The 26239-nt window shown below is 68.6% G+C and carries 26 protein-coding genes and 1 tRNA gene; 13 read left to right on the forward strand and 14 right to left on the reverse strand.

Features of this window, described 5'->3' with window-relative positions; genetic code table 11:
- Window positions 1-17: 17 nt before the first annotated feature.
- The gene (locus FHR96_RS04875) at window positions 18-728 is read right to left on the reverse strand and encodes a ComF family protein (protein ID WP_183386549.1); all 711 of its coding nucleotides are present in this window, start codon (window positions 726-728) and stop codon (window positions 18-20) included.
- A 70-nt stretch (window positions 729-798) separates the two neighbouring features.
- Here FHR96_RS04875 and bioB point away from each other — a divergent pair, with 70 nt between their 5' ends.
- The 6 genes from bioB to FHR96_RS04905 all read left to right on the forward strand — a co-directional run bounded on the left by bioB (window position 799) and on the right by FHR96_RS04905 (window position 5497).
- Complete coding sequence (gene bioB, locus FHR96_RS04880; RefSeq protein WP_183386550.1) at window positions 799-1911, forward strand: biotin synthase BioB; 1113 nt, start codon at window positions 799-801, stop codon at window positions 1909-1911.
- A 4-nt stretch (window positions 1912-1915) separates the two neighbouring features.
- The gene (gene bioF, locus FHR96_RS04885; RefSeq protein WP_183386551.1) at window positions 1916-3067 is read left to right on the forward strand and encodes an 8-amino-7-oxononanoate synthase; all 1152 of its coding nucleotides are present in this window, start codon (window positions 1916-1918) and stop codon (window positions 3065-3067) included.
- The gene (locus FHR96_RS04890; RefSeq protein WP_183386552.1) at window positions 3064-3834 is read left to right on the forward strand and encodes an alpha/beta fold hydrolase; all 771 of its coding nucleotides are present in this window, start codon (window positions 3064-3066) and stop codon (window positions 3832-3834) included. Before bioF ends, FHR96_RS04890 begins: the two co-directional genes overlap by 4 nt.
- A complete protein-coding gene (locus tag FHR96_RS04895) occupies window positions 3831-4664 on the forward strand; it encodes a methyltransferase domain-containing protein (protein ID WP_183386553.1) in 834 nt (277 codons plus the stop codon). The genes FHR96_RS04890 and FHR96_RS04895 overlap by 4 nt, the downstream gene beginning before the upstream one ends.
- A gap of 1 nt (window position 4665) precedes the next feature.
- Window positions 4666-5367, forward strand: a complete 702-nt coding sequence (bioD, locus tag FHR96_RS04900; RefSeq protein WP_183386554.1) for a dethiobiotin synthase — start codon at window positions 4666-4668, stop codon at window positions 5365-5367.
- Between the two features lie 45 nt (window positions 5368-5412).
- A tRNA-Leu gene (locus tag FHR96_RS04905) sits at window positions 5413-5497 on the forward strand.
- 197 nt (window positions 5498-5694) lie between these two features.
- On the opposite strand, the gene FHR96_RS04910 is transcribed toward FHR96_RS04905, so the two are convergent.
- Window positions 5695-7200 (reverse strand): sensor domain-containing diguanylate cyclase, encoded by a 1506-nt coding sequence (locus FHR96_RS04910; RefSeq protein WP_183386555.1) that lies wholly within the window; start codon window positions 7198-7200, stop codon window positions 5695-5697.
- A gap of 221 nt (window positions 7201-7421) precedes the next feature.
- Between FHR96_RS04910 and bioA the strand changes: the two genes are divergently transcribed.
- From bioA to FHR96_RS04930, 4 genes are all read left to right on the forward strand, one after another.
- Window positions 7422-8699, forward strand: a complete 1278-nt coding sequence (bioA, locus tag FHR96_RS04915) for an adenosylmethionine--8-amino-7-oxononanoate transaminase (RefSeq protein WP_183386556.1) — start codon at window positions 7422-7424, stop codon at window positions 8697-8699.
- A gap of 84 nt (window positions 8700-8783) precedes the next feature.
- The gene (locus tag FHR96_RS04920) at window positions 8784-9077 is read left to right on the forward strand and encodes a winged helix-turn-helix domain-containing protein (RefSeq protein WP_183386557.1); all 294 of its coding nucleotides are present in this window, start codon (window positions 8784-8786) and stop codon (window positions 9075-9077) included.
- A 71-nt stretch (window positions 9078-9148) separates the two neighbouring features.
- Window positions 9149-9697, forward strand: a complete 549-nt coding sequence (locus FHR96_RS04925) for a thioredoxin family protein (protein WP_183386558.1) — start codon at window positions 9149-9151, stop codon at window positions 9695-9697.
- A gap of 17 nt (window positions 9698-9714) precedes the next feature.
- A complete protein-coding gene (locus tag FHR96_RS04930) occupies window positions 9715-10092 on the forward strand; it encodes a VOC family protein (protein ID WP_183386559.1) in 378 nt (125 codons plus the stop codon).
- A gap of 63 nt (window positions 10093-10155) precedes the next feature.
- On the opposite strand, the gene FHR96_RS04935 is transcribed toward FHR96_RS04930, so the two are convergent.
- The 7 genes from FHR96_RS04935 to FHR96_RS04960 all read right to left on the reverse strand — a co-directional run bounded on the left by FHR96_RS04935 (window position 10156) and on the right by FHR96_RS04960 (window position 16712).
- Window positions 10156-11019, reverse strand: coding sequence for an HTH domain-containing protein (locus FHR96_RS04935; protein WP_183386560.1), 864 nt, complete (start codon window positions 11017-11019; stop codon window positions 10156-10158).
- 181 nt (window positions 11020-11200) lie between these two features.
- Window positions 11201-13024: an acyl-CoA dehydrogenase C-terminal domain-containing protein gene (locus FHR96_RS04940; RefSeq protein WP_183386561.1), complete on the reverse strand. Its 1824-nt coding sequence runs from the start codon at window positions 13022-13024 to the stop codon at window positions 11201-11203.
- A 99-nt stretch (window positions 13025-13123) separates the two neighbouring features.
- Window positions 13124-13249 (reverse strand): hypothetical protein, encoded by a 126-nt coding sequence (locus FHR96_RS22565; RefSeq protein ID WP_281378369.1) that lies wholly within the window; start codon window positions 13247-13249, stop codon window positions 13124-13126.
- Between the two features lie 19 nt (window positions 13250-13268).
- Window positions 13269-13451 carry a hypothetical protein gene (locus tag FHR96_RS04945; protein ID WP_183386562.1) on the reverse strand — a complete coding sequence of 61 codons (183 nt, stop codon included), beginning with the start codon at window positions 13449-13451 and terminating at the stop codon, window positions 13269-13271.
- The gene (locus FHR96_RS04950; protein WP_183386563.1) at window positions 13448-14215 is read right to left on the reverse strand and encodes an SDR family NAD(P)-dependent oxidoreductase; all 768 of its coding nucleotides are present in this window, start codon (window positions 14213-14215) and stop codon (window positions 13448-13450) included. The genes FHR96_RS04945 and FHR96_RS04950 overlap by 4 nt, the downstream gene beginning before the upstream one ends.
- A gap of 15 nt (window positions 14216-14230) precedes the next feature.
- Complete coding sequence (locus tag FHR96_RS04955; protein ID WP_183386564.1) at window positions 14231-15901, reverse strand: AMP-binding protein; 1671 nt, start codon at window positions 15899-15901, stop codon at window positions 14231-14233.
- Window positions 15902-16142: 241 nt separating this feature from the next.
- The gene (locus FHR96_RS04960; RefSeq protein WP_183386565.1) at window positions 16143-16712 is read right to left on the reverse strand and encodes a TetR/AcrR family transcriptional regulator; all 570 of its coding nucleotides are present in this window, start codon (window positions 16710-16712) and stop codon (window positions 16143-16145) included.
- A 128-nt stretch (window positions 16713-16840) separates the two neighbouring features.
- Here FHR96_RS04960 and FHR96_RS04965 point away from each other — a divergent pair, with 128 nt between their 5' ends.
- The 3 genes from FHR96_RS04965 to FHR96_RS04975 all read left to right on the forward strand — a co-directional run bounded on the left by FHR96_RS04965 (window position 16841) and on the right by FHR96_RS04975 (window position 20143).
- Complete coding sequence (locus tag FHR96_RS04965; RefSeq protein ID WP_183386566.1) at window positions 16841-18028, forward strand: acetyl-CoA C-acyltransferase; 1188 nt, start codon at window positions 16841-16843, stop codon at window positions 18026-18028.
- A gap of 112 nt (window positions 18029-18140) precedes the next feature.
- Window positions 18141-18836, forward strand: a complete 696-nt coding sequence (locus tag FHR96_RS04970) for an alpha/beta fold hydrolase (protein ID WP_343066330.1) — start codon at window positions 18141-18143, stop codon at window positions 18834-18836.
- Window positions 18837-18958: 122 nt separating this feature from the next.
- Window positions 18959-20143: an MFS transporter gene (locus FHR96_RS04975; protein ID WP_183386567.1), complete on the forward strand. Its 1185-nt coding sequence runs from the start codon at window positions 18959-18961 to the stop codon at window positions 20141-20143.
- A gap of 179 nt (window positions 20144-20322) precedes the next feature.
- Here FHR96_RS04975 and pstB read toward each other — a convergent pair whose 3' ends face one another.
- The 5 genes from pstB to FHR96_RS05000 all read right to left on the reverse strand — a co-directional run bounded on the left by pstB (window position 20323) and on the right by FHR96_RS05000 (window position 26136).
- Window positions 20323-21105, reverse strand: coding sequence for a phosphate ABC transporter ATP-binding protein PstB (gene pstB, locus FHR96_RS04980; protein ID WP_183386697.1), 783 nt, complete (start codon window positions 21103-21105; stop codon window positions 20323-20325).
- Window positions 21106-21198: 93 nt separating this feature from the next.
- Window positions 21199-22365 (reverse strand): phosphate ABC transporter permease PstA, encoded by a 1167-nt coding sequence (pstA, locus tag FHR96_RS04985; RefSeq protein WP_183386568.1) that lies wholly within the window; start codon window positions 22363-22365, stop codon window positions 21199-21201.
- Window positions 22366-22382: 17 nt separating this feature from the next.
- On the reverse strand, window positions 22383-23639 hold the full coding sequence (gene pstC, locus FHR96_RS04990; protein WP_183386569.1) for a phosphate ABC transporter permease subunit PstC: 1257 nt from the start codon (window positions 23637-23639) through the stop codon (window positions 22383-22385).
- Between the two features lie 114 nt (window positions 23640-23753).
- The gene (locus FHR96_RS04995) at window positions 23754-24767 is read right to left on the reverse strand and encodes a PstS family phosphate ABC transporter substrate-binding protein (protein ID WP_183386570.1); all 1014 of its coding nucleotides are present in this window, start codon (window positions 24765-24767) and stop codon (window positions 23754-23756) included.
- A 184-nt stretch (window positions 24768-24951) separates the two neighbouring features.
- Complete coding sequence (locus FHR96_RS05000; protein ID WP_183386571.1) at window positions 24952-26136, reverse strand: multidrug effflux MFS transporter; 1185 nt, start codon at window positions 26134-26136, stop codon at window positions 24952-24954.
- Window positions 26137-26239: the final 103 nt, after the last annotated feature.

Below are 26239 nucleotides of genomic sequence, written 5' to 3' on the forward strand. Positions count from 1 at the left end.
CGTCGAAGCCACCACGCTCACCCGTGCTCCAGCGGCGTACGAGCGATCGCCCAGGCCTCGACCTCCTCGGCGCCTGCCCGACGGCAGGCCCGGGCCAGGGCGTCGAGGGTCGCGCCGGTGGTCATCACGTCGTCGAGCAGCGCCACCCGCGCCGGCAGCACCTCAGGCACCTCGAAGGCCCCGCGAAGGTTGCCCCGCCGCCCTCGCCGGTCGAGACCCCGCTGGCTCGGGGTATCCTTCCGCCTCAGGGCCATGATGAGCGGCACCTCGAGTCTCGCCGCCAAGCGTTCGGCCAGCCAGCGTCCCTGATCGAAACCGCGCTCCCGGGCCCGGCGCGGATGCAGCGGCACCGCCAGCAGCGCCTGAGGCCGCTCCACGCCGGCCAGGCCCTCCTCGAGCAGCGCCAGCAGGACCGTGCCGGCCCGCGGCGAGGCGTGGAACTTGAAGTGCTGCATCAGCCCTGCCACCTCGGCCTCGTAGCGCAGCGGCACCCGCGCCCGCTGGAAGATCGGCGGGCGGCGCAGGCAATGCCCGCAGGGCCGCGGGCCGACCGAGGCCGGCAGCGGCTCGGCACACTGCGGGCAGGCAGGCCGATTCCAGGGGAGCGCGTCGCCGCAGGCCAAACACCAGGGGCGAGACGGCTCGCAGGCCGTCAGGCAAAACACGCACCGCCCCGGCAGGACCCGGCGCAGCCAACCGTCAACCTCATGACGCCACAAGGTTGACATGCCGCGCCATCCTCGTACCCTGTCGGTCAACCGCCATACTCGAGCCAAGTTGACCATAAGCGAGCCCTCCATGCCTGCCCAGCCCCACGACAACGCCCCGGTTGATCTGACCCTAGCCGCCCGTCCCGACGTTCGCCACGACTGGTCCCTGGAGGAAATCGAGGCACTGTTCGCGCTGCCCTTCAACGACCTGCTGTTCCGTGCCCAGCAGGTCCACCGCGCGCACTTCGACCCCAACGCGGTACAGGTCTCGACCCTGCTGTCGATCAAGACCGGCGCCTGCCCGGAGGACTGCAAGTACTGCCCGCAGTCCGGCCACTACAACACCGGGCTCGACAAGGAGAAGCTGCTCGAGATCGAGAAGGTCGTTGAGCAGGCCAAGGCGGCCAAGCAAGCCGGCGCCAGCCGCTTCTGCATGGGCGCCGCCTGGCGCAGCCCGCGGGAGAAGGACCTGCAGGTGGTGATGGAGATGGTCAGCCAGGTCAAGGCGCTGGGGCTCGAGACCTGCATGACGCTGGGCATGGTCGACGTCGATCAAGCCAAGCGCCTCTCGGAAGCCGGGCTCGACTACTACAACCACAACCTCGACACCTCGCCGGACTACTACGGCGAGATCATCACCACCCGCAGCTACGCCGATCGCCTGGACACCCTGGCCAACGTGCGCGAGGCCGGCATGAAGGTCTGCTCCGGCGGTATCCTCGGCATGGGCGAGGCGCCCCGCGATCGCGCCGCCCTGCTCCAGCAGCTGGTGCGCCTGGAACCGCACCCCGAGTCGGTGCCGATCAACATGCTGGTCAAGGTGCCGGGCACCCCGCTGGAGGACGTCGAGGACATGGACCCGCTGGACTTCATCCGCGCCATCGCCGTGGCCCGCATCCTGATGCCCAAGAGCCACGTGCGCCTGTCCGCCGGCCGCGAGCAGATGGACGAATCCACACAGGCCATGGCCTTCCTGGCCGGCGCCAACTCGATCTTCTACGGCGACACCTTGCTGACCACCGGCAACCCCCAGGTCGAGCGCGACCGGGCGCTGTTCGACAAGCTCGGCCTGCATCCCGAGCACGTCGAAAACCGCCAGCATGAGACCTGCGCCGACGACGAGAAGACCGAGACCGCCCTGCAGGCCGCCATACGCGAGCGCCGGAACGACGCCATGTTCTACGACGCCAGCGGGGCCTGATCCCATGGCCGAGACCTGGTCGCGTCGCCTCGCCGAGCGTGCCGAGGCCCGCCGCGCCGAGGGGCTGTGGCGCGCCAGGCCCACCGTGGGGCCGGCGGACGGCCGGCTCGACTTCGCCGGCAACGACTATCTCGGCCTGGCCCGCGACCCGCGGCTGGCCGAGGCCCAGGCCGAGGGCGCGCGGCGCTTCGGCGCCGGCGGCCGGGCCTCGCATCTGGTGTGCGGCCATCAGGACATCCACGAGGCACTGGAACGGCGCCTCGCCGAGCTCACCGGCCGCCCCCGGGCGCTGCTGTTCTCCACCGGCTACATGGCCAACCTGGGCGTGCTGCAGGCGCTCTGCGATCGCCACACGCCGGTCTTCCAGGATCGCCTCAACCACGCCTCGCTGATCGACGGCGCGCGGCTTGCCGATGCACCCTCGCGGCGCTTTCACCACCGCGACCTCGACGATCTCGAGCGGCTGCTGGCCCGAGCCCCGAAAGATGCGCCGGCGCTGGTGGTCAGCGACGGCGTATTCAGCATGGACGGCGACGTGGCCGATGTGGCGGGACTTTCCGCCACCGCTCGCCGCCACGACGCCTGGCTGATGATCGACGACGCACACGGCCTGGGCGTGCTCGGCGAGGCCGGTGACGGTTGCGTCGGTCGGGCCCACGGCGTCGATGACGTCCCGGTGCTGGTCGGCACCCTGGGCAAGGCGCTCGGCAGCGCCGGCGCCTTCGTGGCCGGCGACGAGGCACTGATCGAGCACCTCGTGCAGTTCGCCCGACCCTACGTCTATACCACCGCCCAGCCGCCCGGCGTGGCGGCGGCGACCCTGGCCGCCCTCGACGTGCTGTCGACCGAGCCCGAGCGTCGCGCCCTACTGTTCGAGCGCATCGCGCGCTTCCGGCGCGAGGCCGCCACCCTCGGCCTGACGCTGGACGCCTCGACCACGCCGATCCAGCCACTGCGCCTCGGCGACAGCGAGCGCACGCTGCGCTGGGCCGCGCGGCTCGGCGACGCCGGCCTGCGGGTCGGCGCCATCCGCGCCCCGACGGTGCCCAGAGGCGAGGCGCGGCTGCGCATCACGCTCTCCGCCGCCCACGACGACGACGCCCTGGACGCCCTGCTCGACGGACTGGCCGCCTGCCAGCGGGAGGAGGCCGCATGAGCGAATCGGCAACCCGAAAGCTGGTACTGCTCTCCGGATGGGGCTGCGACGCCCGCCTCTGGCAGGCGCTCGACGGCCACTGGCCGAGCGGGCTTGCGGTCACGACGCCAGACTGGCCGGGCTACGGCGAGCGCGCGGCCCTCGACGACCCCGCCTCGCTGGCGGCGCTGGCCGAGGCCATGGCCGACGACCTGCCGAGCGACGCCGTCTGGGTCGGCTGGTCGCTGGGCGGCCTGCTGGCTGGCGCCCTGCTCGGCCGGCTGCCCACACCCCGCGCCCTGGTGCTGCTCGGCATGGGCGAGCGCTTCCCGCACCCCGAGGGCGTCAGCCGCGCTGCCCTGGCTCAGTTTCGCCAGGCCTTCCGCCGCGACCCGGCGGGCACCCACGCCCACTTCCTGCGCTGGCAGCTCGGCGGCGAGCCATCGCCCCGGGCCGCGCATCAGAGGCTCATCGCACTGCTCGGCGACACCGCTGGCGCCGACACCGCCACCCTGGCCGCGGGCCTCGCTCAGCTCGCCGAGATCGACAACGCCGAGCGCCTTGCCCCGCCGCCCTGCCCGGTGCATCGCCTGGCCGGCGAGGCCGACCCGCTGCTGGCCCCAATGGTGCGCGAGCGGGCCGACCTGCGGCTGCCCGAGGCCGGCCACTGTCCGCTGGTCAGCCAACCGGAACGGCTCGCCAAGACGCTGGCCGCCATCGCCGAAACGCCCGAGCGCACGACGCTTTCCGAGGCCAGGGCCGAGACAGCCCTGGAGCCCACGCCATGACGGCCCTGCCGAACCACGCCGTCGACGCGCCTGACGCCGTCCGGGATCGCAACTGGCGCGACCGGGTCGCCCACGCCTTCTCCCGGGCCGCGCCGCACTACCGCGAACGCGCCCGGGCCCAGCAGGCCATGGCCGAGCGCCTGCTCGAGCGACTGCCCGACCGTGCCGGTGCCGTGCTGGACCTGGGCTGCGGTCCCGGCGACATGACCGCCGAGCTGGCGCGGCGCTATGTTGATGGCGATGGCGATGGCGATGGCGATGGCGATGGCGGCACGATCCACGGCCTCGATCTGGCACCGGGCATGCTCACCGAAGCCCGCCGCCGCCATGGCGAGGCCATCGGCTGGCTGTGCGCCGACGCCGCCGACCTGCCGCTGCCGAGCGCAAGCCTCGATCTGGTGGCCTCCAACCTGGCGATCCAGTGGTGCCCGGACCTGGACGCGGTGCTCGCCGAACTCGTCCGGGTGCTGCGCCCCGGCGGACGAGCGCTGATCAACACCCTGGCGCCGGGCACGCTGGCCGAGGTCGGCCAGGCCTGGCAGCGCCCTGCCGGCCTGCTCGGCTTCCGCGACGCGGCCTGCCATCGCCGCGCCGCCCACCAGGCCGGCTTTCGCCGCGTCGAGGTCACGGAGCACATCGAGCGCTTCCACTATCCCGACCTCTCCGCGGTGATGGCCTCGATCAAGGGCGTGGGTGCCCAGGTGGCGCGCGACGGCGCACGGCTTTCACGCGCCGACGTGGCCCGCGCCGCTCGTCGCTTTGAGAGGCTGCGCACCGAGGACGGACTGCCCGTCTCCTATCACCTCCTGACGCTCGACCTGGAACGCTGAGATGACCGCCTATTTCGTGACCGGCACCGACACCGACGCCGGCAAGACCCTCGTCGCCAGCGGCCTGCTGGCCAAAGCCCGCCGCCGCGGCCTGACCACCCTGGGACTCAAGCCCGTGGCCTCCGGCTGCGAGTCGACCGCCGTGGGGCTGCGCAACATCGACGCCCTGACCCTGCAGGCCCAGAGCGAGCCAGCCACGCCCTACGCCGTCATCAATCCCTACACCTACGCGCCGCCCATCGCCCCCCACCTGGCGGCCAAGCAGGTCGGCGAGCGGCCGACCGTCGACGCCCTGGCCGAACACATTGCCGCACCGCTGGCCGAGCGGCGCGGGCTGACGCTGATCGAGGGCGCTGGCGGCTGGCGAGTGCCGCTCAACGACGATGAGGACCTCGCCGGCCTGGCGGTGCGCCTCGAGCTGCCGGCGATCCTGGTCGTCGGACTCAAGCTCGGCTGCCTGAACCATGCCCGGCTCACCGCCGAGGCGATCCGCGCCGACGGCCTACGCGTGGCCGGCTGGGTAGGCAACCTGATCGACCCCGACTTTGCCACAGACGAAGCCTGCTACCGCGACAACCTGGCCACCCTCGAGCGCACCCTGGACGCCCCCTGCCTCGGCATCGTGCCGCGTCTGGACGCCGACACCCCGGACACCCGCGCCACCGCGGCCGCCGATTACCTGGGACTGCCCGACGACGATTGACTTGCCGCATGGCGTCCGTAAAATATGGACGCCTGCCTGACCCGTGCGGATGTGGTGGAATTGGTAGACACGCCAGATTTAGGTTCTGGTGCCTTCGGGCGTGGGAGTTCAAGTCTCCCCATCCGCACCATTTATCTCTTTTATTTCAACACCTTGCCTTGCGATCTCATGCCCGTTTGGGCTGCATTTGGTCTGTTTTGGGCATGGTGTGGTCAGCTTTTTGGTCAATTCCCCGAACGACATCTTGGCGATGATCGCGCCCCATGTCGCGCCGCCAACATGCTCCGCTTGATACGGTCCTGGCATGACCACACGATGCCCCCGGGCTCAGCGTTCGGTCGCGCAAGATCCCAAGGCACCGTTTCCAGCCCCGGTCACGCTTGCATGCCGCCTGGTGCGATTGCGCCCCGCCTGCTTGGCGGCATACAGCGCCTCGTCCGCCCAGACCAGCGCCAGGGCCTGACGCGTCTCGAGATCCGTCGTTCCCGGTGGCATGCGCGCGACGCCAAGGCTGATCGAGACGGCGACCGTCACCGGTTCCGGCGCTCCGGGCAGCTGCAGGCGAAAGGGACGGTCGACCACCGCACCGCGCAGTCGCTCGGCGAGGGCCAGCATCCGCTCGCCGTCGCCGCTGCGAATCAGCAGCGCGAACTCCTCGCCGCCCAACCTCACCAGTGCATCGTCCTCGCGCAACTCGCCGTGCAATCGCCGGGACAGCTGACACAGCAGGGCATCGCCCGCCGCATGGCCGTATCGATCGTTGACCGCCTTGAAATGATCGATGTCCAGCAGCATCAGGTGCACCGACTCGCGGCGAGCATGGGCTTCCAGCCAACGCATCAGCCCTCGCCGGTTCAGCGCCCCGGTCAGGGCATCCGACTCGGCGGCCCGTCGGGAACGCTCCTCGTCTCGCTTGCGGCGATGAATGTCGATCAGGATTCCGGCCATGGACAGCGGTCGGCCGGCCTCGTCGCGCTGGATCTCGGCGACGATCTCGAACCAGCCGGTGCCACCCGCGTAGAGCGGCATCCGCACATCCAGCCGACAGTGCGATTGCCGCCCGGCCAGGCAAGCACGCACCTGCTGCCAGAGCTGGTGTCGATCCTCGCGCCACAGCCTGGCCAGCATGCGGCGCAGCGGAACGCGCGGATAGGTCGCGGGATAGCCCAGCTGCGCCTTGAGGGCTTCGGAGCACCAGACGTGTCCATTGGTCAGCGCAACTTCCCAGACGCCGCAGTTCGCCACCCGCTGGAACAGTTCGACCTGCCGGGAGCGGCTGGTCAGTCGATGTCGATAGATGGCGGCCGCGATCAGCTCGGCGGTGGCGATCAGCAGATCGAGCCCAGGTCCCTTCCAGGAGATCGCCCGCCGGCAGTCGTCGATGCCCAGCGTGCCCCACCACTCGCCATGAACCATGATCGGTACCGTGGCCATGGACAGAATGTCCTGGCTCTCGAGGTGGCGTCGCAGCGGACCGTCGGCCATGTCCGACACGCACAGGTCATGGCATCCGCCGTCACGTCGCTCCTCGACCAGGCGACGATAGACGGGATCCTCGAGCCCCGAACGGAAAAAACGGAAGCGGCGCTGCATCAGCTGCCGATAGGCCGGCGCGGCGGCCCACTCGAAGACGTAGTCCTGCAGCACGGCCTGGGGCTGGAGCTCCAGCAACTGGAAGACCCACACCCGGCTGGCACCGGTCGCCCGGCCGATCTCGGCGAGTAACCGGTCCACGCCATCCGCCCAGTTGTCGGCCTGCATCATGGCACGGCTGCCGACCGAGAGGGCCGCCAGGTAAAGGCTCTCATGAGACGCGGACGCGACTGTCGTCATGCCATCCTCACTGTCAGCGATGCCGGCCGACGCGGCGAGGCACATCCTCAATTCGATTCGGCCGATATGGTCGACACTTTATCCGCTCAAGGCGGGGGATGCCACGCGCCAACAGTCAACATCTTCATAACACCATGGTTTACATGTAAGGTAGCCACAGCCACTCCATCGGCACGCCGCCCGTCCCGATGGCGCCGTTCATGCACGCTTCAGGAGGCCCGATGACGTCCCCCGTCTGGCACCCCTACGCCCACCTCAAGACCCAGGCCCCATCCCCCAAGGTGATCGGCGGCGAAGGCCCGCGCTTCACCCTGGAGGGCGGCGAGTCGCTGCTCGATGCCACCTGCTCCTGGTGGTGCATGATCCACGGCTATCGTCATCCGCGGCTGGTCGAGGCCATCCAGCGCCAGGCCGACGAGCTGTGCCACGTGATGCTCGGCGGACTCACCCACGATCCCGCCGACCGCCTGGCCCGGGAACTGGTTCGCGTCACGCCGGAAGGCCTGAATCATGTGTTCTTCTCCGACAGCGGCTCGGTAGGCATGGAAGTGGCCATGAAAATGGCCGTGCAGTACCACTACCTGCGCGGCAAGCCGGCCAAGCATCGCATGCTGACGCTGATGAAGGCCTACCACGGCGACACCGCCGGCTGCATGGCGGTCTGCGACCCAGAAGAGGGCATGCACTCGCTGTTCACCGGTTTCCTGCCCCGGCACCACTTCGCCCCCGCGCCCACCGCAGGCTTCGACGCCAGCCGCGCCGAGGTGCAGGACGACCTCGACGCCCTGCGCGCTGTGCTCGAGGCCCATCACGAAGAGATCGGCGCACTGCTGATGGAGCCGCTGCTGCAGGCGGCCGGCGGGCTCAACATGACCTCGCCCCACTACCTGCGCGGCTCCCGCGAGCTGTGTGACGAGTTCGACGTGCTGCTGGTGTTCGACGAGGTGGCCACCGGCTTCGGCCGCACCGGCCGGATGTTCGCCGCCGATCACGCCGAGGTGACGCCGGACATCATGGTGCTGTCCAAGGGGCTCACCGGCGGCTATCTGGGCCATGCCGCGACGCTGGCCACCGACCGCGTCCACGATGCCTTCATCGGCGACAGCGAGCTGCACGCCTTTATGCACGGCCCCACCTTCATGGGCAACCCGCTGGCCTGCCGCGTCGCCCTGGAGAGTCTGGCGGTGTTCGAGGAGGATGACTATCTGGGCCGCATCCAGGCGCTGAACGGCGTGCTACGCCAGGAGCTGGCGGACGATGAGTCGCTGCGTGCCCACGCTGATGTCGCCGACGTACGCGTGCTCGGCGCCACCGCGGTGATCGAGGTCCACGACCCCGCCGCTCTCAGGGGCGTGGCCGACTTCGCCCGCACTCGAGGCGTATGGCTGCGCCCCTTCGGCCGCTGGCTGTACACCATGCCGGCCTACATCACTCCCGAGGACGACATGCGCCGCATTACCGATACCATGAAGGACTGGTTCCTCTCCCGCTCCCGCTGAGGCGTCGTCCTGGAGAAGGCCCAGGCTGGCACTCGCCTCTGCGCCATGTCAGCCTGTGGCAAATCTTCCCGGACGATCCCCACAATGAGCCTGAGCAAGACCCAGACGAGCTTCTATCGCCGCCTCTACGTGGCCCACCTGATCGCCGCCGGTACCGCCAGCGTGCCGGCGATCATGCAGGCCACCGGCATGCCGCGCCGCACCGCCCAGGACACCATCGCCGCCCTGGCCGAACTGGACGTTCGCTGCGAATTCGAGCCCGAACCCGGCCAGCGCCACAACGTCGGCCATTACGTTATCCGTGACTGGGGCCCCATCGACCCGGACTGGGTGGCCCACCACGCCGATCGGCTGCGCCAGGCACTGGGCTACGACTGAATCGGCAACCGCCGGGCGGCCTGCGAGCCTTCTGATAGGCTGAGAAGATCACCCACACAACGGTAGCTCCCATGTCCCTGACGCCGTCCACCATGATCGAGCTTGGCAGCCCCCTGCCCCCTTTCCGCCTGGCCGATGCCCAAGGCCATGCGACGGGAAGCGATGACTACCCCGACCAGCCGCTGCTGGTCGTCTTCATGTGCAACCACTGCCCCTTCGTCAAGCACCTGGCCGACGCCCTGGCCGACTTCGGCCGCGAGTATCAGGCCAAGGGGCTGGCGGTGGTCGGCATCAACAGCAACGACTACCGGCGTCATCCGCAGGATCGCCCCGAGAAGATGCTCGAGGAAGCCCGGGCAAGGGGCTACACCTTCCCCTACCTGGTCGACGAGACCCAGGAGGTCGCCCGGGCCTTCCAGGCCGCCTGCACCCCTGACATCTTCCTTTTCGACCGCGATCACCGGCTCGCCTATCGCGGCCAGTTCGACGCCAGCCGCCCTGGCAAGGAGCTTCCGGTGACCGGCGAGGACCTGCGCGCCGCCGCCGATGCCGTGCTGGCAGGCCACGCACCGAGCCCACACCAGCAACCGTCCATTGGCTGCAACATCAAGTGGAAGTGACAGCGGAGATCATCCCGATGAGCGCTCAACCCTACCTCGAGATCCAGGCCGACGACCCCGAGCGAGCTCGCGCCTTCTACACCGGCCTGCTCGGCTGGCGATTCACCGCCGTGGAGGGTCTCCCGGTGGCCTACTGGCGCCTCGAGGCCGAGGGCCTGCGCGGCGGCCTGCTCGAGCGACCGGCCGCCACGCCGCCTGCCGAGTGCGGCACCAACGCTTTCACCTGTTCCTTCGAGGTCGACGACATCCGCGAAGCGGCGGCCCGTGTCGAGGGGCTCGGCGGCCGGGTCGCCCTGCCCGTCTTCGCCATTCCCGACACCTGCTGGCAGGGCTACTTCCTGGATACCGAAGGCAACACCTTCGGACTCTTCCAGGTCGACGCCAACGCCCGCTGAAACGTCGCGCCGGAACCTTCAGCGCTCACCGCCCGTGACTCGGCGTCGTGCGGCACCGACGGGCTACGAGCCCGCCGCGTATTGCCTTGCCTCGTCAACGAATGCCGCGGCTCGGCGCTGGGCCGGGCGCGCCTCGAGGCCGGCCCAGTAGGCCTCGAATTCGGGACGTCGCGGAAGCGTGCCGAACGCCATGCCCCAGCCGATATGGGACCCGACGTAGACATCGGCCGCGCTGAAGGCATCGCCGGCGATGAAGCGGCGGTCGCGAACCGCCCCGGCCAGCGTCTCGACCACGGCCTCCGAGTTTCCGCAGCCGAGCTGCATCTCCTGCGCCGGGCTCGGATGCACGCCGAGCAGCGACGACAGGGACAGCGTGGTCTCGAGCGGCCCTGCCGCGAAGAAGAGCCAGCGGTAGTAGGCGCCACGCCGATCGGGCGCCGGCGCCAGTCCCGCCTCGGGGAAGGCGTCGGCGAGATAGGCACAGATCGCCGCGGCCTCGGTGACCACGACGTCGCCATGGCGTATGGCCGGCACCTTGCCCATCGGATTGATCGACAGATAGTCCGGCGCCTTCATCGGCGCACCGTAATCGAGCACCTCCCGGCGATAGGAGATGCCGAGCTCCTCGAGCATCCAATGGACGATGCCGCCCCTCGACAAGGGGTTGGTGTAGAAGACCAGCTCGGCCGAAGGTTCGACGCCGGGAGCTCGCAGCGCCGGCGGCGGCAGCGGAACGTCGGGCGGCAGCACATACCCTTGTCCGGGCTCACTGACGATTTCGACGCCCACCGCCCGCAGCACGGCGATATCCTGGTAGAGCGTGCGCAGCGGCACCCCAAGCGCCTCGGCGAGCTCCTGCCCGCCGAGCGGTCCATCGTGATGTCGCAGCCTACCGAGCAGTTCCTGCAGGCGGTTCGTTCGGGACATGCTGGCCTCCTGGCGCACAGGGCGCGTTATCGCGGGCTCGATCCAAGCTGGCATCATGCCCCTACCTTCGCCCGAGCACCAGAGGCCCGGCAGCCAGACGCAAGAAAGGCGGCGAGATGACCTCGCCGCCAAGCCACCGGTCACCGACCGGCCGAGAGAGAAACCGCGATCGCTCCGCTTGTCAGATCTCGAAGCCGAGCCCGAAGTCCTCGGCGGAGATCGCCATCAGCGAATCGCCCCCCGCCTCGATGGCCTGCTTGTGGCCACGGGTCCTCGGCAGCAGCCGCTCGAAATAGAACCGCGCGGTATCGATCTTGGTGCGATAGAAGGCGGCCTCGCCCGTGCCGGCTTCCAGGGCGCTTCGCGCCTGCCGGGCGGCGCGGGCGAACAGATAGGCCAGCGTCACGTAGCCCGCGTACATCAGATAGTCGACGCTGGCGGCGCCCACTTCGTCGCGGTCGTTCATGGCCTTCATTCCCAGGCCCATGGTCAGCTCGCCCCATTCCGCGTTGAGCTTGGCCAACGGGCGGACGAATTCCGCCATCCCCGGCGTGGACTGCTCGGCCTGGCAGAACTTGTGGATCTCCCTGGTAAAGGCCTTGAGGGTCTCGCCCTGGCTCATCAGCACCTTGCGGCCCAGCAGGTCCAGGGCCTGGATACCCGTGGTGCCCTCGTAGAGGCGAGTGATGCGGGCGTCACGCACCAGCTGCTCCATCCCCCACTCCTGGATGAACCCATGGCCCCCGAACACCTGCACGCCCTCATTGGTCGCCTCGAAACCGACCTCGGTGAGAAACGCCTTGACGATCGGCGTCAGCAGGCCGAGCAGAGTATCGGCGCGCTCGCGTTCGGCGACGTCCTCGCCGTGCTCGACCACGTCGACCAACTGGGCCGTGTAGAGCACCAGCATGCGGCCGCCTTCGGCGAAGGCCTTCTGGGTCAGCAGCATGCGCCGCACGTCAGGATGTACGATGATCGGATCGGCAGGCTTGTCTGGGGCCTTGGCCCCGTCCAGGGAGCGCATCTGCAGCCGATCCCGAGCATAGGCCAGGGCGTTCTGGAAGCTCGCCTCGGCCAGTCCCAATCCCTGGATGCCCACCCCGATGCGCGCGGCGTTCATCATCGTGAACATGCAGGCCAGTCCCTTGTGAGGGCGACCCACCAGGAAGCCCCTGGCGCCGTCGAAGTTCATCACGCAGGTCGCATTGCCGTGAATGCCCATCTTGTGTTCCAGCGAGCCGCAGACCACGCCGTTGCGCGCGCCCGGCTCACCCTGTTCGCCGGTCAGGTGCTCTGGCAGGTACTTCGGCACCACGAACAGCGAGATGCCCCTGGAGCCCTCGGGCGCATCGGGCAGCTTGGCCAGTACCAGGTGGACGATGTTCTCGGCCAGGTCGTGCTCGCCGGCGGAGATGAAGATCTTGGTGCCGGTGACGTCATAGCTGCCATCGTCCCTCGGCACCGCCCGGGTCTTGATCAGGCCCAGGTCGGTGCCGCAATGGGGCTCGGTCAGGCACATGGTGCCGGTCCAGGTGCCCTCCACCAGCTTGGTGAGGTAGGTCGCCTGCTGCTCGGCGGTGCCATGGTGGCGCAGGGCATCGGCCGCGCCGTGCGAGAGCCCCGGGTACATGCCCCAGGCCAGGTTCGCCGAACAGATCATCTCCGAGAGCACCATCGACAGCGACGGCGGGAGCCCCTGGCCGCCGTGGTCGGGGGACGCCGCCAGGCCCGGCCAGCCGCCCTCGACGTACTGCCGGTAGGCGGCCTTGAAACCGCGCGGCGTCTTGACCTCGCCTCCCTCCAGCAGGCAGCCCTCGCGATCACCGCTCTGGTTCAGCGGCAACAGCACCTCGCGGGCGAAGCGCCCGCCCTCCTCGAGGATCGCCGCCACCACGTCCGGAGTGGCCTCCTCGCCGCCGGGCAGCCGCGCATAGTGGGCGGGGTAGTCCAGCAACTCCTCCATCACGAAGCGCATGTCGCGCAGCGGGGCCTGATAGTCGGGCATCTCGGTCTCTCCTGCTGTCGGGCGTAGGGGCACGGCGAAGGCCGCTTCAAACATGTGTTTGAAATTACGCCCGCACAGAAAGACAGTCAAGCGTTCGTTTTAGGATGAAGAAACGAAAAGCTGGAAGCTGGAAGCTGGAAGCTGGAAGCTGGAAGCTGGAAGCTGGAAGCTGGAAGCTGGAAGCTGGAAGCTGGAAGCTGGAAGCTGGAAGCTGGAAGGCAGCATGAACCCCGCCATCATCGGGTCAAGGGTTTTCTGCAAGCTTCAAGCTTATGACTTCAAGCTCCGGGCGAAGCCCGGCCGGGTTTTCTTCAAGCTTCCAGCTTAAGCCCGCGAAGCGGGCGTTCTTCCAGCTCCGGGCGAAGCGGGCGTTCTTCCAGCTCCGGGCGAAGCCCGGCTCTTTCAGCTCCCGGCGCAGCCGGGTCATTGCATGCGAATGCCGCCGTCCAGGCGAATCACCTCGCCGTTGAGCATCGGGTTGGTGACGATCTGCTCGGCCAGGCGGGCATACTCGTCGGGGCGCCCCAGCCGCTTGGGGAAAGGCACGGCGGCCGACAGCGCCTCCACGGCAGCCTCGGGAATGTCGCTCATCATCGGCGTCTCGAACACGCCCGGGGCGATGGCCATCACCCGGATCCCGTGGCGCGACAGCTCCCGGGCTGCCGGCAGGCTCATGCCCACCACACCCGCCTTGGAAGCGCTGTAGGCACACTGCCCCACCTGGCCGTCGAAAGCCGCCACCGAGGCGGTGTTGATGATCACCCCGCGCTCCCCGTCCTCTCCCGGCACATTCCTGGCCATGGCCGCCGAGGCCAGGCGCATGACATTGAAGGTGCCCACCAGGTTGATCTGCAGGGTTCGCGCATAGGCCTCCAGGTCCGCGGGATGGCCTTCGCGATCGAGCAGCTTGGCCACGCTGACCACCCCGGCGCAGTGCACCACTCCCGCCAGGCCGCGCTCGCCTCCCAGGGCCACGGCGGCATCCACCGCGGCCTGGATGTCGTCGGCCGAGGTGACGTCCCCGCGCACCGCGCGTGCCGCCTCGCCCAGCCGCTCGGCATGCGCCTCGACGGCCTCGCTGAGGTCGCACAGCACCACCCGACCGCCGGCCGCGACCAGGCGCTCGGCGGTGGCCGCTCCCAGGCCGGAAGCGGCACCGGTGATCAGAAAGGCGTTGTCCTTCACTTGCATCGAGAGTCTCCTCGGTCAGGGGGCGGGCGTCGCCGCCTTGTCGGCGGCGTCCGCGCGCAGCTTGAAGCGCTGGATCTTGCCGCTCGGGGTCTTGGGCAGGGCATCGACGAACTCGATCACCCGGGGAAAGGCATGGGTCGAGAGCCGCTCGCGAACCTGCTGGCGAATCTCGTCGGCCAGGGCCTCGCTTTCTTCCACCCCCTCGCGCAGCACCACGTAGGACTTGATGATCTCGCCGCGGATCTCGTCGGGCTGGCCGACGGCGGCGGACTCGGCCACGGCGGGATGGGTCAGGACGGAATTCTCCACGTCGGTGGGCCCCACCCGGTAGCCGGCGGTGGTGATGATGTCGTCGTCACGGCCGGCGAACTGGAAGGTGCCGTCCTCGTTGCGCACCACCACGTCGCCGGTCAGGTAGTAGCCCTCGGCGAAGGGATGCTTCTCCTGCCAAGTGTAGCCGGGGAAGAAGTGCGCCGGGGACCGGGCGATATCCACCGCCAGCACGCCGGGCTCGCCCGATGGCAGCTCGCGATGTTCGGCGTCGAGGATCGCCAGCCGATAGCCGGGCAACGGCACGCCCATGCCGCCGACGTGCTTGAGATGGCCAAGGGCATGATGGTTGCAGCAGGTCATGCCGGTCTCGGTCTGGCCGTAGTGATCCATCACCGGGCAGCCCAGCGCGCTCTCCACCCAGGTCACCACCTCGGTATTGAGCGGCTCGCCGGCGGAACTGGCCCGCCTCAGTTGGAGGGTCTCGCGAGCATCGTCGAACAGCCCCGAGGCCTTCATCAGCCGGTAGGCGGTGGGCGCCGCGGCGAAGTTGGTGATGCGATGACGCGTCATGAAGGCCAGCGCGCCCTCGGCGCTGAACCCCGCCTCGCAGAAATGGGTGGTCGCCCCCAGCAGCAGCGGGCCGGTGATCGCATAGTAGAGCCCGTAGGCCCAGCCCGGGTCGGCCATGTTCCAGAAGCGGTCATCGGACGTCAGTCCGACGGCCAGTTCCATGTAGAGAGCAAAGGCGGGCAGCGCCGAGAGCGGTACGGCCACCCCCTTGGGCTTGCCCACCGTGCCAGAGGTGAACATCTGCAGGAAAGGTGCCTCGGGCGCCAGTCGGGGCGCGGGGGTGGCGATCGGGGGCGAGTCCAGGGCCGCCTGCCAATCCAGGTCGGCCTGGTGGTCGCTATCCGCCCCGCCGACCGAGAGCACCGGTGGGCAGCTCGCCAGCCCGTCGAACTTGGCGCGATTGGCCCGATCGGTGATCACCAGCCGGGTATCGGCACGCCCCAGGCGGAAGTCCACCGAGTCCGGGCCGAAAGCGGTGAACAGCGGTTGGTAGACTGCCCCGATGCGCCAGGTGGCGAGCACCGCGATCAACAGCTGCGGCGAACGCGGCAGCATGCAGGCGATGCGGTCGCCCTGGCCCAGCCCTCGATGCTCCAGCCACCCGGCGAGCCGCTCGCTCGCCGCCGCCAGCTGGGCATAGCTCAGAGTGGTGATGTTTCCCTGGACATCCTCGTGCACCAGCGCCGTCGCCTCGCCACGACCCTCGCGCAGATGGCGCCCGCAGCAGGCCTCGAAGGCGTTGAGCTGGCCATCGCGATGATCGTCGAGCCGATCGATCACCGCATCGACGGAGAAAGCATCGAGATAGGTCGAGTAGTCGGTAAGCGTCGCGGATGTGCTCATGAGCTGCCCTCTTGGCTGACGGCCCCTTCTCGGGGCCATTGTGCTTGTTGTCGGCGATCGGCCGTCTGCCGGCACGGGTGCCTCTTGGCGAATCCGGCTCGCTGTTATACAGTTGACGTAAACGTCAACCTAGCAAGCGCTAGGTACACGCTAGAGGCTTCTCGTCGATGGGGCAAGATGTAAAGCGACAGGATGAACTAGACGATGGTCGAGCCCGCCGAACGGCGGGCGACGTGAAGCATCAGGCGCGAGGGGACATGAGCATGGCGATGAGTTCCCGGGCCAGGTCCTCCGGAGAGCGTTCGCCCTCGGGGTCGTACCAGCGCACGGTCCAGTTGAGCGCGCCCATCACGAAGCGCGACACCAGGAAGCGATCGCCCTGGATCACCCCAGCCGCCAGCGCCTCGTCGATGACCGTCTCCCACAGCGCCTCGTAGGCGTCACGCAGGTGGCTGAGATGGGCACGAGCCTGGCCGTCCAGACGGCGCCACTCGTAGAGTGCCACTACATGGGCATTGCGGTCTGTGAGCAGGGTCGCCAGATGGGCCCGGGCCATGGCGTGCAACCTCGCTTCCGGGTCGCTGTCGCATTCCTCGAGGGCGGCACGCGCGATGCTCAGGGCATTCTCGGTGCCCTCCTCGATCACCGCGGCCAGGATCTCCTGCTTGTCGCGGAAATGATGGAAGAGGCTGCCCGACTTGATCCCCATCTCCTGGGCCAGCATGCGCACCGTGGTACGGTCGAAGCCTTCCTGGACGAACAGCTGGGCGGCCTGACGTGTGAGCTCCTTGCGGCGCGGCGAGTCATTCATTACATTCATCGACGTTTACACTAGCGCTTGCTTGGTTGACCTTGAGAGAACCATAGCCCCGCCGGCGGGTCAACGCGCCGACGGTCTCTGACCTTCACGACGAAAACCCCAGAGTCGGGAGACCCTACATGAGCGATTCCACAGACATCGTCTTCCTCTCCGCCGCACGCACGCCCATGGGCGGCCTGCTGGGCAGCCTTTCCAGCCTCAGCGCGCCGACGCTCGCGGCCACGGCGATCCGCGCCGCCATCGAGCGCGCCGGCATCGAGGCCGACGCCCTCGACGAAGGCATCCTGGGCTGCGTGCTGCCCGCAGGCGTCAAGCAAGGACCTGCCCGCCAGGCCATGCGCCAGGCCGGCATCCCCGACGGCATCGGTGCCACCACCGTCAACAAGCTGTGCGGCTCCGGCATGAAGGCCACCATGCTGGCCCATGACCTGATCCGCGCCGGCAGCGGCGACATCCTGCTGGCCGGCGGCATGGAGTCGATGTCCAACGCGCCCCACGTGTTGACCAAGGCGCGCGGCGGCTATCGCCTGGGCCACGGCGAGCTCAAGGACCACATGTTCCTGGACGGCCTCGAGGACGCCGAAACGGGGCAGCTGATGGGCGGCTTCGCCCAGCAGGTCGCCAGCGCCCGTGACTATTCCCGCGAGCGCCTGGACGATTTCGCCATCGCCTCCCTCGAGCGGGCCATGGCCGCCACCAACGCCGGGCACCTTGACGCGGAGATGGCCCCGGTCACGGTCCCGGGCCGACACGGCGATACCCTCGTCGAGCACGACGAGCAGCCCTTCCAGGCCAAGCTCGACAAGATCCGCTCGCTGCGCCCGGCCTTCGCCAAGGACGGGACCATCACCGCCGCCAACTCGAGCTCCATCTCCGACGGCGCCTCGGCGCTGATTCTGGCCAGTCGGGCCGCGGCAGAGCGTGCGGGGGCCAAGCCCATCGCGCGCATGCTGGGCCACAGCACCCACTCGCGGCATCCCAGCGAATTCACCATCGCCCCGGTCGGCGCCATCGAGAAGCTGATGACCAGGCTCGGCTGGGGCGTGGGCGACGTCGATCTGTTCGAGATCAACGAGGCCTTCGCCGTGGTCACCCTGATCGCCATGGACGACCTGGGCCTGCCCCACGACAAGGTCAACGTCTTCGGCGGCGCCTGCGCCCAGGGCCACCCCATCGGTTCCACCGGCTCGCGCATCATCGCCACCCTGATTCACGCCCTGCGCCAGCGCGGCGGCAAGCGCGGCATCGCCAGCCTGTGCATCGGCGGCGGCGAGGCCACGGCGGTGGCCGTCGAGCTGGTCGACTAGGCGCGATGCCGTGAGAGAGGGCCGGGAAACACGCATCGCGACCCCGCAGGGCGAGCTGTACGCCGTGCGATGGATGCCGCCGCGAGGAGAAGACGCCGACAGGACGCCCGTGGTGCTGCTGCACGATTCGCTGGGCAGCGTCTCGCTGTGGCGGAGCTTTCCGGCCCGACTGGCGTGCACCCTGAACCGCCCGGTGGTGGCCTACGATCGCCTGGGCTACGGCCGGTCGGCGCCCTACCCCGGACAACTGCCCCCGAGCTTCATCGATGACGAGGCGAGCAGCGGCTTCGCCGCCTTGCGGGAGCGCCTGGGGCTGGCGCGTTTCATGGTGCTGGGCCACAGCGTAGGCGGCGGCATGGCCGCCAACATCGCGGCACGCCATCCCGACGCCTGCGACGCGATGATCACCGTCGCGGCCCAGGCCTTCACCGAGCCCCGCACGTTGGCCGGCATCCGCACCGCCGAGCGCGCCTTCACGGCCCCCGGACAGATGGAGCGGCTGGCCCGCCATCACGGCGACAAGGCCGATTGGGTGCTGCGCGCCTGGGTGGACACCTGGCACTCCGAAGCCTTCCGGCACTGGCGGCTGGATGAGGCTCTGGGCGGCGTTCGCTGTCCCACCCTGGCCGTCCACGGCGAACGCGACGAATACGGCTCCCCGCAACAGCCCCGGCGCATCGCGGCCCTGACGCCGGGCCCCGACGAGCCGCTTATGCTCGCGGACTGCGGTCATGTGCCCCACCGAGAGTGCCCCGAGCGGTTGATCGACGGCATCGCACCCTTCGTCGCCGCCTCGACGGCCAGCTGAGGTCCGGCGAGCCCGATCGCGCCGACATCCTGCGGCATCGTACGCGACCATCGCCGGCTGGATGAGATGAGCCATGGCTCATAGGATGGTCGCTCCAGCATCGCATCAGCGGATTTCCTGTCATGCGCTCGCCCTCGCGCCATCCCCTGGCCATCATCGTCATCGCCCAGCTGTTCGGCACCTCGCTGTGGTTCAGCGTCAACGGCGTGGGGCTGTCGCTCGCCGGTGACCTGGGACTCTCCGACGCCGACCTCGGCCGGCTGACGCTGGCCGTGCAGGCCGGCTTCATCCTCGGTGCCCTCGGGCTTGCCACCAGCGGACTCACCGATCGCTTCCGTGCCAGCCGCGTGTTCGCCACCGCCTGCCTGGCCGGCGCCCTGGCCAATGCCGGCTTCATACTGGCCGCTCCCCACCCCGCGCTCGCCCTGGCGCTGCGCTTTCTCACCGGCGTCTGCCTGGCGGGCATCTATCCGCTGGGCATGAAGCTGGTGATCGGCTGGACGCCGCGCTACACCGGGGCGGCGCTGTCCTGGCTGCTGGGCATGCTGACGCTGGGCACCGCCCTGCCCCACCTGCTGCGCGGCGCCACCCTGGGGCTGTCCTGGCAGATGCCGCTGCTGGGCGCCTCTATGCTGGCACTCGCCGGCGGCGCCCTGGTCCTGGCCCTGGGCGACGGGCCGCACCTGCCGCCACCAGGCGGCCGAGCGCGCCTGCGCGAGGGGTTGGCCGCGCTGCGCGATCCGCGCTTTCGCTCGGTGGCCGGCGGCTACTTCGGCCACTGCTGGGAGCTCTACGCGGTATGGACCCTGACGCCCTTCCTGGTCGGCCGCGAGCTCGACCGTCTGTCGGCCCCTGCATCACTGATCCCGTGGCTGGCCTTCACCGTGATCGCGCTGGGCGCGGTGGGTTGCGTATTGGGCGGTCGGCTGAGCCGGCGACTGGACAGCCTGCCGGTGGCCCGAGGCGCGCTGGCCATCTCGGGGCTGATCTGCCTGGGCTATCCATTGCTCGCGCATGTGTCGCCCTGGTGGCTGCTGGCGCTGATGGCGCTGTGGGGGCTGACGGTGATCGCCGATTCGCCGCAGTTCTCCGCCCTGGCCGCCGCCAACGCCCCGCGCGCTCACGTGGGGTCGACGCTGGCGGTGATGAACGCCATCGGCTTCAGCCTGACGATTCCCGGCATCTGGCTGACCACCGCGCTATGGGACTCTCAAGGCCCCTGGACGATCTGGTGGCTGCTACCGGGCCCGGCGCTCGGGCTCTGGTGCCTGCGTCGACACGTGCCTCGGGACGAGGCGGTCACCTGACTCGGGCGCCGATCAGCGCAGCGCAGCCGGACGAGAGACCTCGGCGATGCGGCCATGGCCACGATGGCACATGGCAGGCCATTCCCGTGCGATCGACGTGACGATCGCCTGACGCGCTCGGAAACGACGACGGGGAGGCGCGGTCGCCTCCCCGTCGATCCCCCGCGGACCCGCCGCGATCAGCCGTAACGGCCGGTGATGTAGTCCTCGGCCTTCTTGGTGGCCGGATTGGAGAACATGGTCTGGGTATCGTTGTACTCGACCAGTTCGCCGAGGTGGAAGAACGCCGTGTAGTCGGCGACCCGCGCGGCCTGCTGCATGTTGTGGGTCACGGTGATGATGGTGAACTGCTGCTTGAGCTTGTCCATCAGGTCCTCGATGGTCGCCGTGGAGATCGGATCCAGGGCCGAGGTCGGCTCGTCCATCAGGATGACATCGGGCTGGACGGCGATCGCCCGGGCGATGCACAGGCGCTGCTGCTGGCCGCCGGACAGCGAGGTGCCGGGCTCCTGCAGCTTGTCCTTCACCTCTTCCCAGAGCCCCGCATCGCGCAGCGAGCGCTCCACCAGTTCGTCGGTGTCGGCCTTGCGGCTCACCAGGTCGTGCATGCGCGGCGCATAGGCGATGTTGTCGTAGATCGACTTGGGAAAGGGGTTGGGCTTCTGGAACACCATGCCGACGCGGCGACGCAGGGCCACCTCGTCCATCTTCGCCTCGTTGACGTCGCGACTGTCCATCTCCACCAGGCCGGCGATACGCACGCTGGGGATCAGGTCGTTCATGCGATTGAGGCAGCGCAGGAACGTCGACTTGCCGCAGCCGGACGGGCCGATCAGGGCCGTGATGTTCTTCTGGTAGACATCGATGTTGATGTCCCGCAGCGCCTGGGTCTCACCGTACCAGAGGTTGAGGTCACGCACCCGCACGCTCAGCTCGTGATTGGCCTGCTCGTTGCGGGTCACGGGTTCCCCGGCACTGTGACCGGTCATGGGTGTCATGCTCCGCTGGGCTACTTGAATGTTCATCTTGGCATGTCCTGTGTCGGGCCGCATGGCTTACCAGCGACGTTCGAATTTCTTGCGCAGCACCACGGCGGTGGCGTTGAGGGTAATCAGCACGGCGAGCAGCACCAGGATGCCTCCGGAGGTCTTCTCGACGAAGGCACGCTCGGGCTCGCCCGCCCAGGTGAAGATCTGCGCCGGCAGTACCGTGGCGGCATCGCTGAAGGAGGCGGTGACATCGGGGATGAAGGCCACCATGCCGACGATGATCAGCGGCGCCGTCTCGCCCATGGCCTGGGCCAGACCGATGATCGAGCCGGTCATGATGCCCGGCAGGGCCAGCGGCAGGACGTGGTCGCGCACCACCTGCCAGCGCGAGCAGCCCACCCCGAAGGCGGCGTGGCGAATGGCATCCGGCACGCTGCGCAGCGCCGTGCGGGTGGAGATGATGATCACCGGCAGGGTCATCAGGGCCAGGGTCAAGCCACCGACCAGCGGCGATGAGCGCGGCACGCCGAAGAAGTTGATGAAGATGGCCAGGCCCAGCAGACCGAACAGGATCGAGGGGATCGCCGCCAGGTTGTTGATGTTGATCTCGATCAGCTGGGTGAAGCGGTTATCCGGAGCGAACTCCTCGAGATACACCGCGGTCATCACGCCGATCGGAAAGGACACGGCGAGAGTCACCAGCAGGGTCATCACCGTCCCCATGGCGGCCGAGGCGATACCCGACAGCTCAGGCATCTTGGAGTCGCCGCTGGTAAAGAAGGTGGTGTTGAAGCGCAGCTCGGCGCGACCGTCGGCCTTGAGCCGGTCCACCACCGCCTGCTGGTTCGCGCTCAGTCGGGTGTGATGGCCCTTGAGGTACTGGTCGACTTCCGCATCGGCCATCACCCACTCCATGCGCGTGGTGCCGAGCAGCTCGGGATTGTCTTCCATGCGGCCGGGGATCAGGCGCAGGTAACCGCGGCTGACCAGCGGGCGCACGTCCTCCTGGACGGCGGCCAGGGGCAGCTCGGCGGCGCGCTCGCTGTAGTCGACCTGGACCTGGATCTGGGCCTGCTGGAAGGCCGGCAGGCCCTTGACCAGCATGTCGGCAAAGAACAGCACCAGGAACAGGCCGGCCAGCCCCAGGGCGCCCATGGATACCCACTTGAGGCGGGCGGACTTGCGGTGACGACGCCGGAGCTGGGCGCTGATCTCGTCGAAGGATTGGCTCATCGGAATGGCTCCCAGCGTTAAAGGTTGTTGATCCGGTACTTCTCGCGGAACCGGCGAATCATGATCACCGACACCAGGTTCAGCGACAGGGTCACCACGAACAGCACCAGGCCCAGGGCGAAGGCCGAGAGGGTCTCGGCGCTGGCGAATTCCTGATCACCGGTCAGGGCGGCGACGATGCGCACCGTCACGGTGGTCATGTCCTCCAGCGGGTTGGCGGTGAGGTTGGGGCGCATGCCGGCGGCCATCACCACGATCATGGTCTCGCCCAGCGCCCGCGACACTGCCAGCAGCGAGGCGGAAATGATCCCCGGCAGCGCCGCCGGCACCACCACGTCACGGATGGTCTCGGCCTTGGTCATGCCCAGCGCCAGCGAGCCCTGGCGCATGCTGTCCGGTACCGAATTGATGACGTCGTCGGACAGCGAGGAGATGAAGGGGATGATCATGATGCCCATCACCACGCCGGGGGCCAGGGCGTTGTTGAAGGAGGCCTCGAGGCCGAAGAACCCAGCCACGTCGACGATGAACGGCGCCACGGTAATCGCAGCGAAGAAGCCGTAGACCACGGTGGGAATGCCGGCCAGCACCTCGAGCACCGGCTTGGCCAGGGTCCGCACCCGCGCCGGCGCGAACTCGGCCATGTAGATCGCCGACAGCAAGCCCACCGGAATCGCCACCAGCATGGCGATGGCGGTGATCATGAAGGTCCCGGCGAACAGCGGCACCGAGCCGAACTGGGCGGCGCTGGCGCCCTCCTCGGCACGGCCGGCGGCGGCCAGGAAGCTCGCGCCCGGATTCCAGGTGGTGCCGGTGATGAAGTCCCAGAAGCTCTGCATCTGGAAGAAGCGAATGGCCTCACCGACGATGGAGATCAGGATCCCGAAGGTGGTGAAGATCGAGATCAGCGCGGCGCCGGCCAGGAAGAAGCGGATGACCCGCTCGATGGCCTGGCGCGCGTGGAAGTCGGGCCGCACCAGCCGAATGCCGGCGGCCAGCCCCGCACAGCCGACCACCAGGCTGGCGGCCAGCAGATAGAGGGGCGAGATCGCAGTGCCCAGCAGCAGCATGGCCAGGGCGCCGACCACCCCTACGGCGATCGCCGGCCCGGCGGTGGACAGCACGCTGAACCAGGCGTACTGGTCGGGCTGGGCATACATGGACGCGCCGCCGGCACGCACCTTGGCGGCCTTGGCACGCCCCAGGAAGAAGGCTATCAGACCCAGCACCAGCAGGGTGCCGCAGAACAGGGCGAGGAGTTGATTGGTCTGCATAGGTGTCTCTCGGCGGAATGGATCCGCGGGGCCGGAACGACCGTCACCCCACCGGAACGTGCGCCGGCCGACAGCCCCTGGCTGCCGGCCGGTACAGGGCTGAGACCCGGCCTCTTACTTGAGGTCGGCCAGCTCGAGTGCCTCGTGATTCTCGACGGCGCTGCGGGCCTCGGCGCGCAGGTCTTCCGGCGCCGGAATCAGGCCGATGCCCTTGAGATAGCCGAGATCGCCGATCATCTGCTCGCTCATGAACATGTTGGCGTACTCGTTCATGGCCGGTACCGCGTCGGCGTGCTGGTTCTTCACGTAGAAGAACAGCGAGCGGGAGACCGGATATTCGCCGCTGCCGATGGCCTCGGGGGTCGGCTCGATGCCATCGATGCTGGCACCGATCAGGCTGTCGCCGTTCTCTTCCAGGAAGGAGTAGCCGAAGATCCCGAAGGCCTCGGTGTTCTCGGCCAGGCGCTGAACGATCAGGTTGTCGTTTTCGCCGGCATCGATGTAGGCACCATCGGCACGGATATCGGTGTAGCCTTCGCCGCCATAGACGTCCATGTCCTCGGAGGCGGCTTCCATCACCAGTTCCTCGAAGGCATCACGGGTGCCGGAGGTGGTGGGCGGACCGTAGACGGCGATCTTGCGATCCGGCAGCGAGGAATCGATGTCGCTCCACTTGGTGTAGGGGTTGTCGACCAGCTCACCGTCGACCGGCACCTTGGCGGCCAGGGCCAGGAACAGCTGCTCGCGGGTCAGGTTCAGGGCCTCGTTCTCGCTGGATTCGGCGAAGGCGATGCCGTCATAGCCGATGAAGGCCTCGGTGATGTCGGTCACGCCGTTCTCGGCGCAGCGCTCGAACTCGGAGGGCTTCATGCGGCGCGACGCGTTGGTGATGTCCGGGGTGTCATCGCCGACGCCGTTGCAGAACAGGCGCAGGCCGCCACCGGAACCGGTGGATTCGATGACCGGGGTCGGATGATCGGTGGTTGCGCCGAACTCCTCGGCCACGTAGCTGGCGAACGGATAGACGGTGCTGGACCCGACGATGCGAACCTGCTCGCGGGCTTGGGCGACACCGACTACGCCCATGACGGCGGCAGCGATAGCGGTGGTCTTGAGGATGCGGTTCATGGAGAAAGCTCCTGTTCTGGGAAGTAATCATCCTGCGCGAGACACACGATGCCCCACGAAAATGACAGCTTCATGACAAGCGCTCTCTCGTGCCGACCGCATCGTCGGCGGAGGGAAGCAGTGGCCTCGGCAACCCCGGGGCCCTGGGCATGCCGGCCGAGCGGCCGGCGTGGAGGAGGCCCCCTCAGTGGAGGGCGGCGCGCCCCACCAGGCCGCGCAGGGCCAGGTTCCCCGCCAGCGACACCAGCAGCATGGTCAGCACCATCGGCCAGGCGCTATTGATCTCGAAGGCGCTCACCACCATCCCGGCCAGGGCCCCACAGGTGAACTGTATGCAGCCCAGCAGCGCCGTGGCGGTGGCGCTCATGTGACTGAAGTGCTCGAGCAGCGAGGCGATGGCGTTGGGCGTGATCAGCCCGACCATGCCCATGAACAGCATGATCAGCGGCACCACGGTCACCAGCGAATCCAGCCCGGTGGCCACCAGCGCCACCAGGGCAACGGCCACGCCGAACTGCACGCCCAGCCCCAGGCGCATGTTCTGCTGGGGCGTACGCCGGCGCAGCAGGCGGATATTGACCCGGTTGGAGAGCGCCATGACCACCACATTGGCGCCGAACACCAGCGGATAGATCGCCGGCGATACGCCGTAGTGGGTCATGTAGAGAAAGGGCGAGGCAGTGATGAAGGCAAACATCCCCGAGAAGGTGGCCGCCACCGACAGCACATAGCCCATGCCCTCGCGGTGACGCAGCACGCTTGCGTAGTTGCGCAGCACCTGGCGCGGCGAGGCCACCGGGGCATCGGCGGCTCGGGTTTCCGGCAGCCGAGTGCCCATGAACCACAGCAGGAAGGCCGCATAGGCCGCCAGGAAGGCGAAGATCAGCCACCAGTCGGCCAGATACAGCAGGCCGCTGCCCACCGCCGGCGCCACCAGCGGCGCCAGCATCAGGATCATCGCCATGGTCGACATCACCTTGGCCGCTTCGCGCCCGCTGAAGCAGTCCCGCACGATGGCCGCCGAATTGACCACGCAGGCCCCGCCGCCGAGGGCCTGCACGAAGCGCCAGGTCAGCAGCTCGCCCAGCGACTCCACGCGGATGATCATCAGGCTGGCCAGCAGGAACACCACCAGGCCGGTGAGCAGCACCGGGCGCCGCCCCAGGCGGTCGGACATCGGCCCCCCGGTCAGCTGGCCGAAGGCGAAGCCGAGCAGGAAGACGCTGATCGACATCTCGGTGTGATGAATGCTCTCGCCTACCGCGTCGGCCAAGGCAGGCATGGCGGGCAGATAGGCATCGATGGCGAAGGGAGCCAGCGCGGTGTTGGTGGCCACCAGCAGGGCCACGCGTCGGGCATTGAGGATCAAGGAGCCTCCAACAGGATATCCACTAGGCCGCTAATATTAACCCAACTGACCGGCACTTGCCGGGCCCGGCTATATTCGCTCCGCGGCCCTTGCTAGAGTGAAA

It is taken from the genome of Halomonas organivorans (assembly GCF_014192055.1).
GTDB classification, from domain to species: domain Bacteria; phylum Pseudomonadota; class Gammaproteobacteria; order Pseudomonadales; family Halomonadaceae; genus Halomonas; species Halomonas organivorans.

What these genes read in the sequence shown, in the direction of transcription:
- FHR96_RS04950 (WP_183386563.1), bottom strand. Translation starts at nt 14,215, where the DNA reads ATGCAAGTGAAGGACAACGCCTTTCTGATCACCGGTGCCGCTTCCGGC.
- FHR96_RS04910 (WP_183386555.1), bottom strand. Translation starts at nt 7,200, where the DNA reads ATGACGACAGTCGCGTCCGCGTCTCATGAGAGCCTTTACCTGGCGGCC.
- FHR96_RS04875 (WP_183386549.1), bottom strand. Translation starts at nt 728, where the DNA reads ATGTCAACCTTGTGGCGTCATGAGGTTGACGGTTGGCTGCGCCGGGTC.
- FHR96_RS04960 (WP_183386565.1), bottom strand. Translation starts at nt 16,712, where the DNA reads ATGAATGACTCGCCGCGCCGCAAGGAGCTCACACGTCAGGCCGCCCAG.
- FHR96_RS04965 (WP_183386566.1), top strand. Translation starts at nt 16,841, where the DNA reads ATGAGCGATTCCACAGACATCGTCTTCCTCTCCGCCGCACGCACGCCC.
- FHR96_RS04940 (WP_183386561.1), bottom strand. Translation starts at nt 13,024, where the DNA reads ATGCCCGACTATCAGGCCCCGCTGCGCGACATGCGCTTCGTGATGGAG.
- bioF (WP_183386551.1), top strand. Translation starts at nt 1,916, where the DNA reads ATGGCCGAGACCTGGTCGCGTCGCCTCGCCGAGCGTGCCGAGGCCCGC.
- FHR96_RS22565 (WP_281378369.1), bottom strand. Translation starts at nt 13,249, where the DNA reads ATGCTGCCTTCCAGCTTCCAGCTTCCAGCTTCCAGCTTCCAGCTTCCA.
- FHR96_RS04920 (WP_183386557.1), top strand. Translation starts at nt 8,784, where the DNA reads ATGAGCCTGAGCAAGACCCAGACGAGCTTCTATCGCCGCCTCTACGTG.
- bioA (WP_183386556.1), top strand. Translation starts at nt 7,422, where the DNA reads ATGACGTCCCCCGTCTGGCACCCCTACGCCCACCTCAAGACCCAGGCC.
- FHR96_RS04895 (WP_183386553.1), top strand. Translation starts at nt 3,831, where the DNA reads ATGACGGCCCTGCCGAACCACGCCGTCGACGCGCCTGACGCCGTCCGG.
- FHR96_RS04955 (WP_183386564.1), bottom strand. Translation starts at nt 15,901, where the DNA reads ATGAGCACATCCGCGACGCTTACCGACTACTCGACCTATCTCGATGCT.
- pstC (WP_183386569.1), bottom strand. Translation starts at nt 23,639, where the DNA reads ATGCAGACCAATCAACTCCTCGCCCTGTTCTGCGGCACCCTGCTGGTG.
- FHR96_RS04995 (WP_183386570.1), bottom strand. Translation starts at nt 24,767, where the DNA reads ATGAACCGCATCCTCAAGACCACCGCTATCGCTGCCGCCGTCATGGGC.
- FHR96_RS04930 (WP_183386559.1), top strand. Translation starts at nt 9,715, where the DNA reads ATGAGCGCTCAACCCTACCTCGAGATCCAGGCCGACGACCCCGAGCGA.
- FHR96_RS04945 (WP_183386562.1), bottom strand. Translation starts at nt 13,451, where the DNA reads ATGACCCGGCTGCGCCGGGAGCTGAAAGAGCCGGGCTTCGCCCGGAGC.
- pstA (WP_183386568.1), bottom strand. Translation starts at nt 22,365, where the DNA reads ATGAGCCAATCCTTCGACGAGATCAGCGCCCAGCTCCGGCGTCGTCAC.
- bioD (WP_183386554.1), top strand. Translation starts at nt 4,666, where the DNA reads ATGACCGCCTATTTCGTGACCGGCACCGACACCGACGCCGGCAAGACC.
- FHR96_RS04890 (WP_183386552.1), top strand. Translation starts at nt 3,064, where the DNA reads ATGAGCGAATCGGCAACCCGAAAGCTGGTACTGCTCTCCGGATGGGGC.
- FHR96_RS04935 (WP_183386560.1), bottom strand. Translation starts at nt 11,019, where the DNA reads ATGTCCCGAACGAACCGCCTGCAGGAACTGCTCGGTAGGCTGCGACAT.
- FHR96_RS04975 (WP_183386567.1), top strand. Translation starts at nt 18,959, where the DNA reads ATGCGCTCGCCCTCGCGCCATCCCCTGGCCATCATCGTCATCGCCCAG.
- bioB (WP_183386550.1), top strand. Translation starts at nt 799, where the DNA reads ATGCCTGCCCAGCCCCACGACAACGCCCCGGTTGATCTGACCCTAGCC.
- FHR96_RS04925 (WP_183386558.1), top strand. Translation starts at nt 9,149, where the DNA reads ATGTCCCTGACGCCGTCCACCATGATCGAGCTTGGCAGCCCCCTGCCC.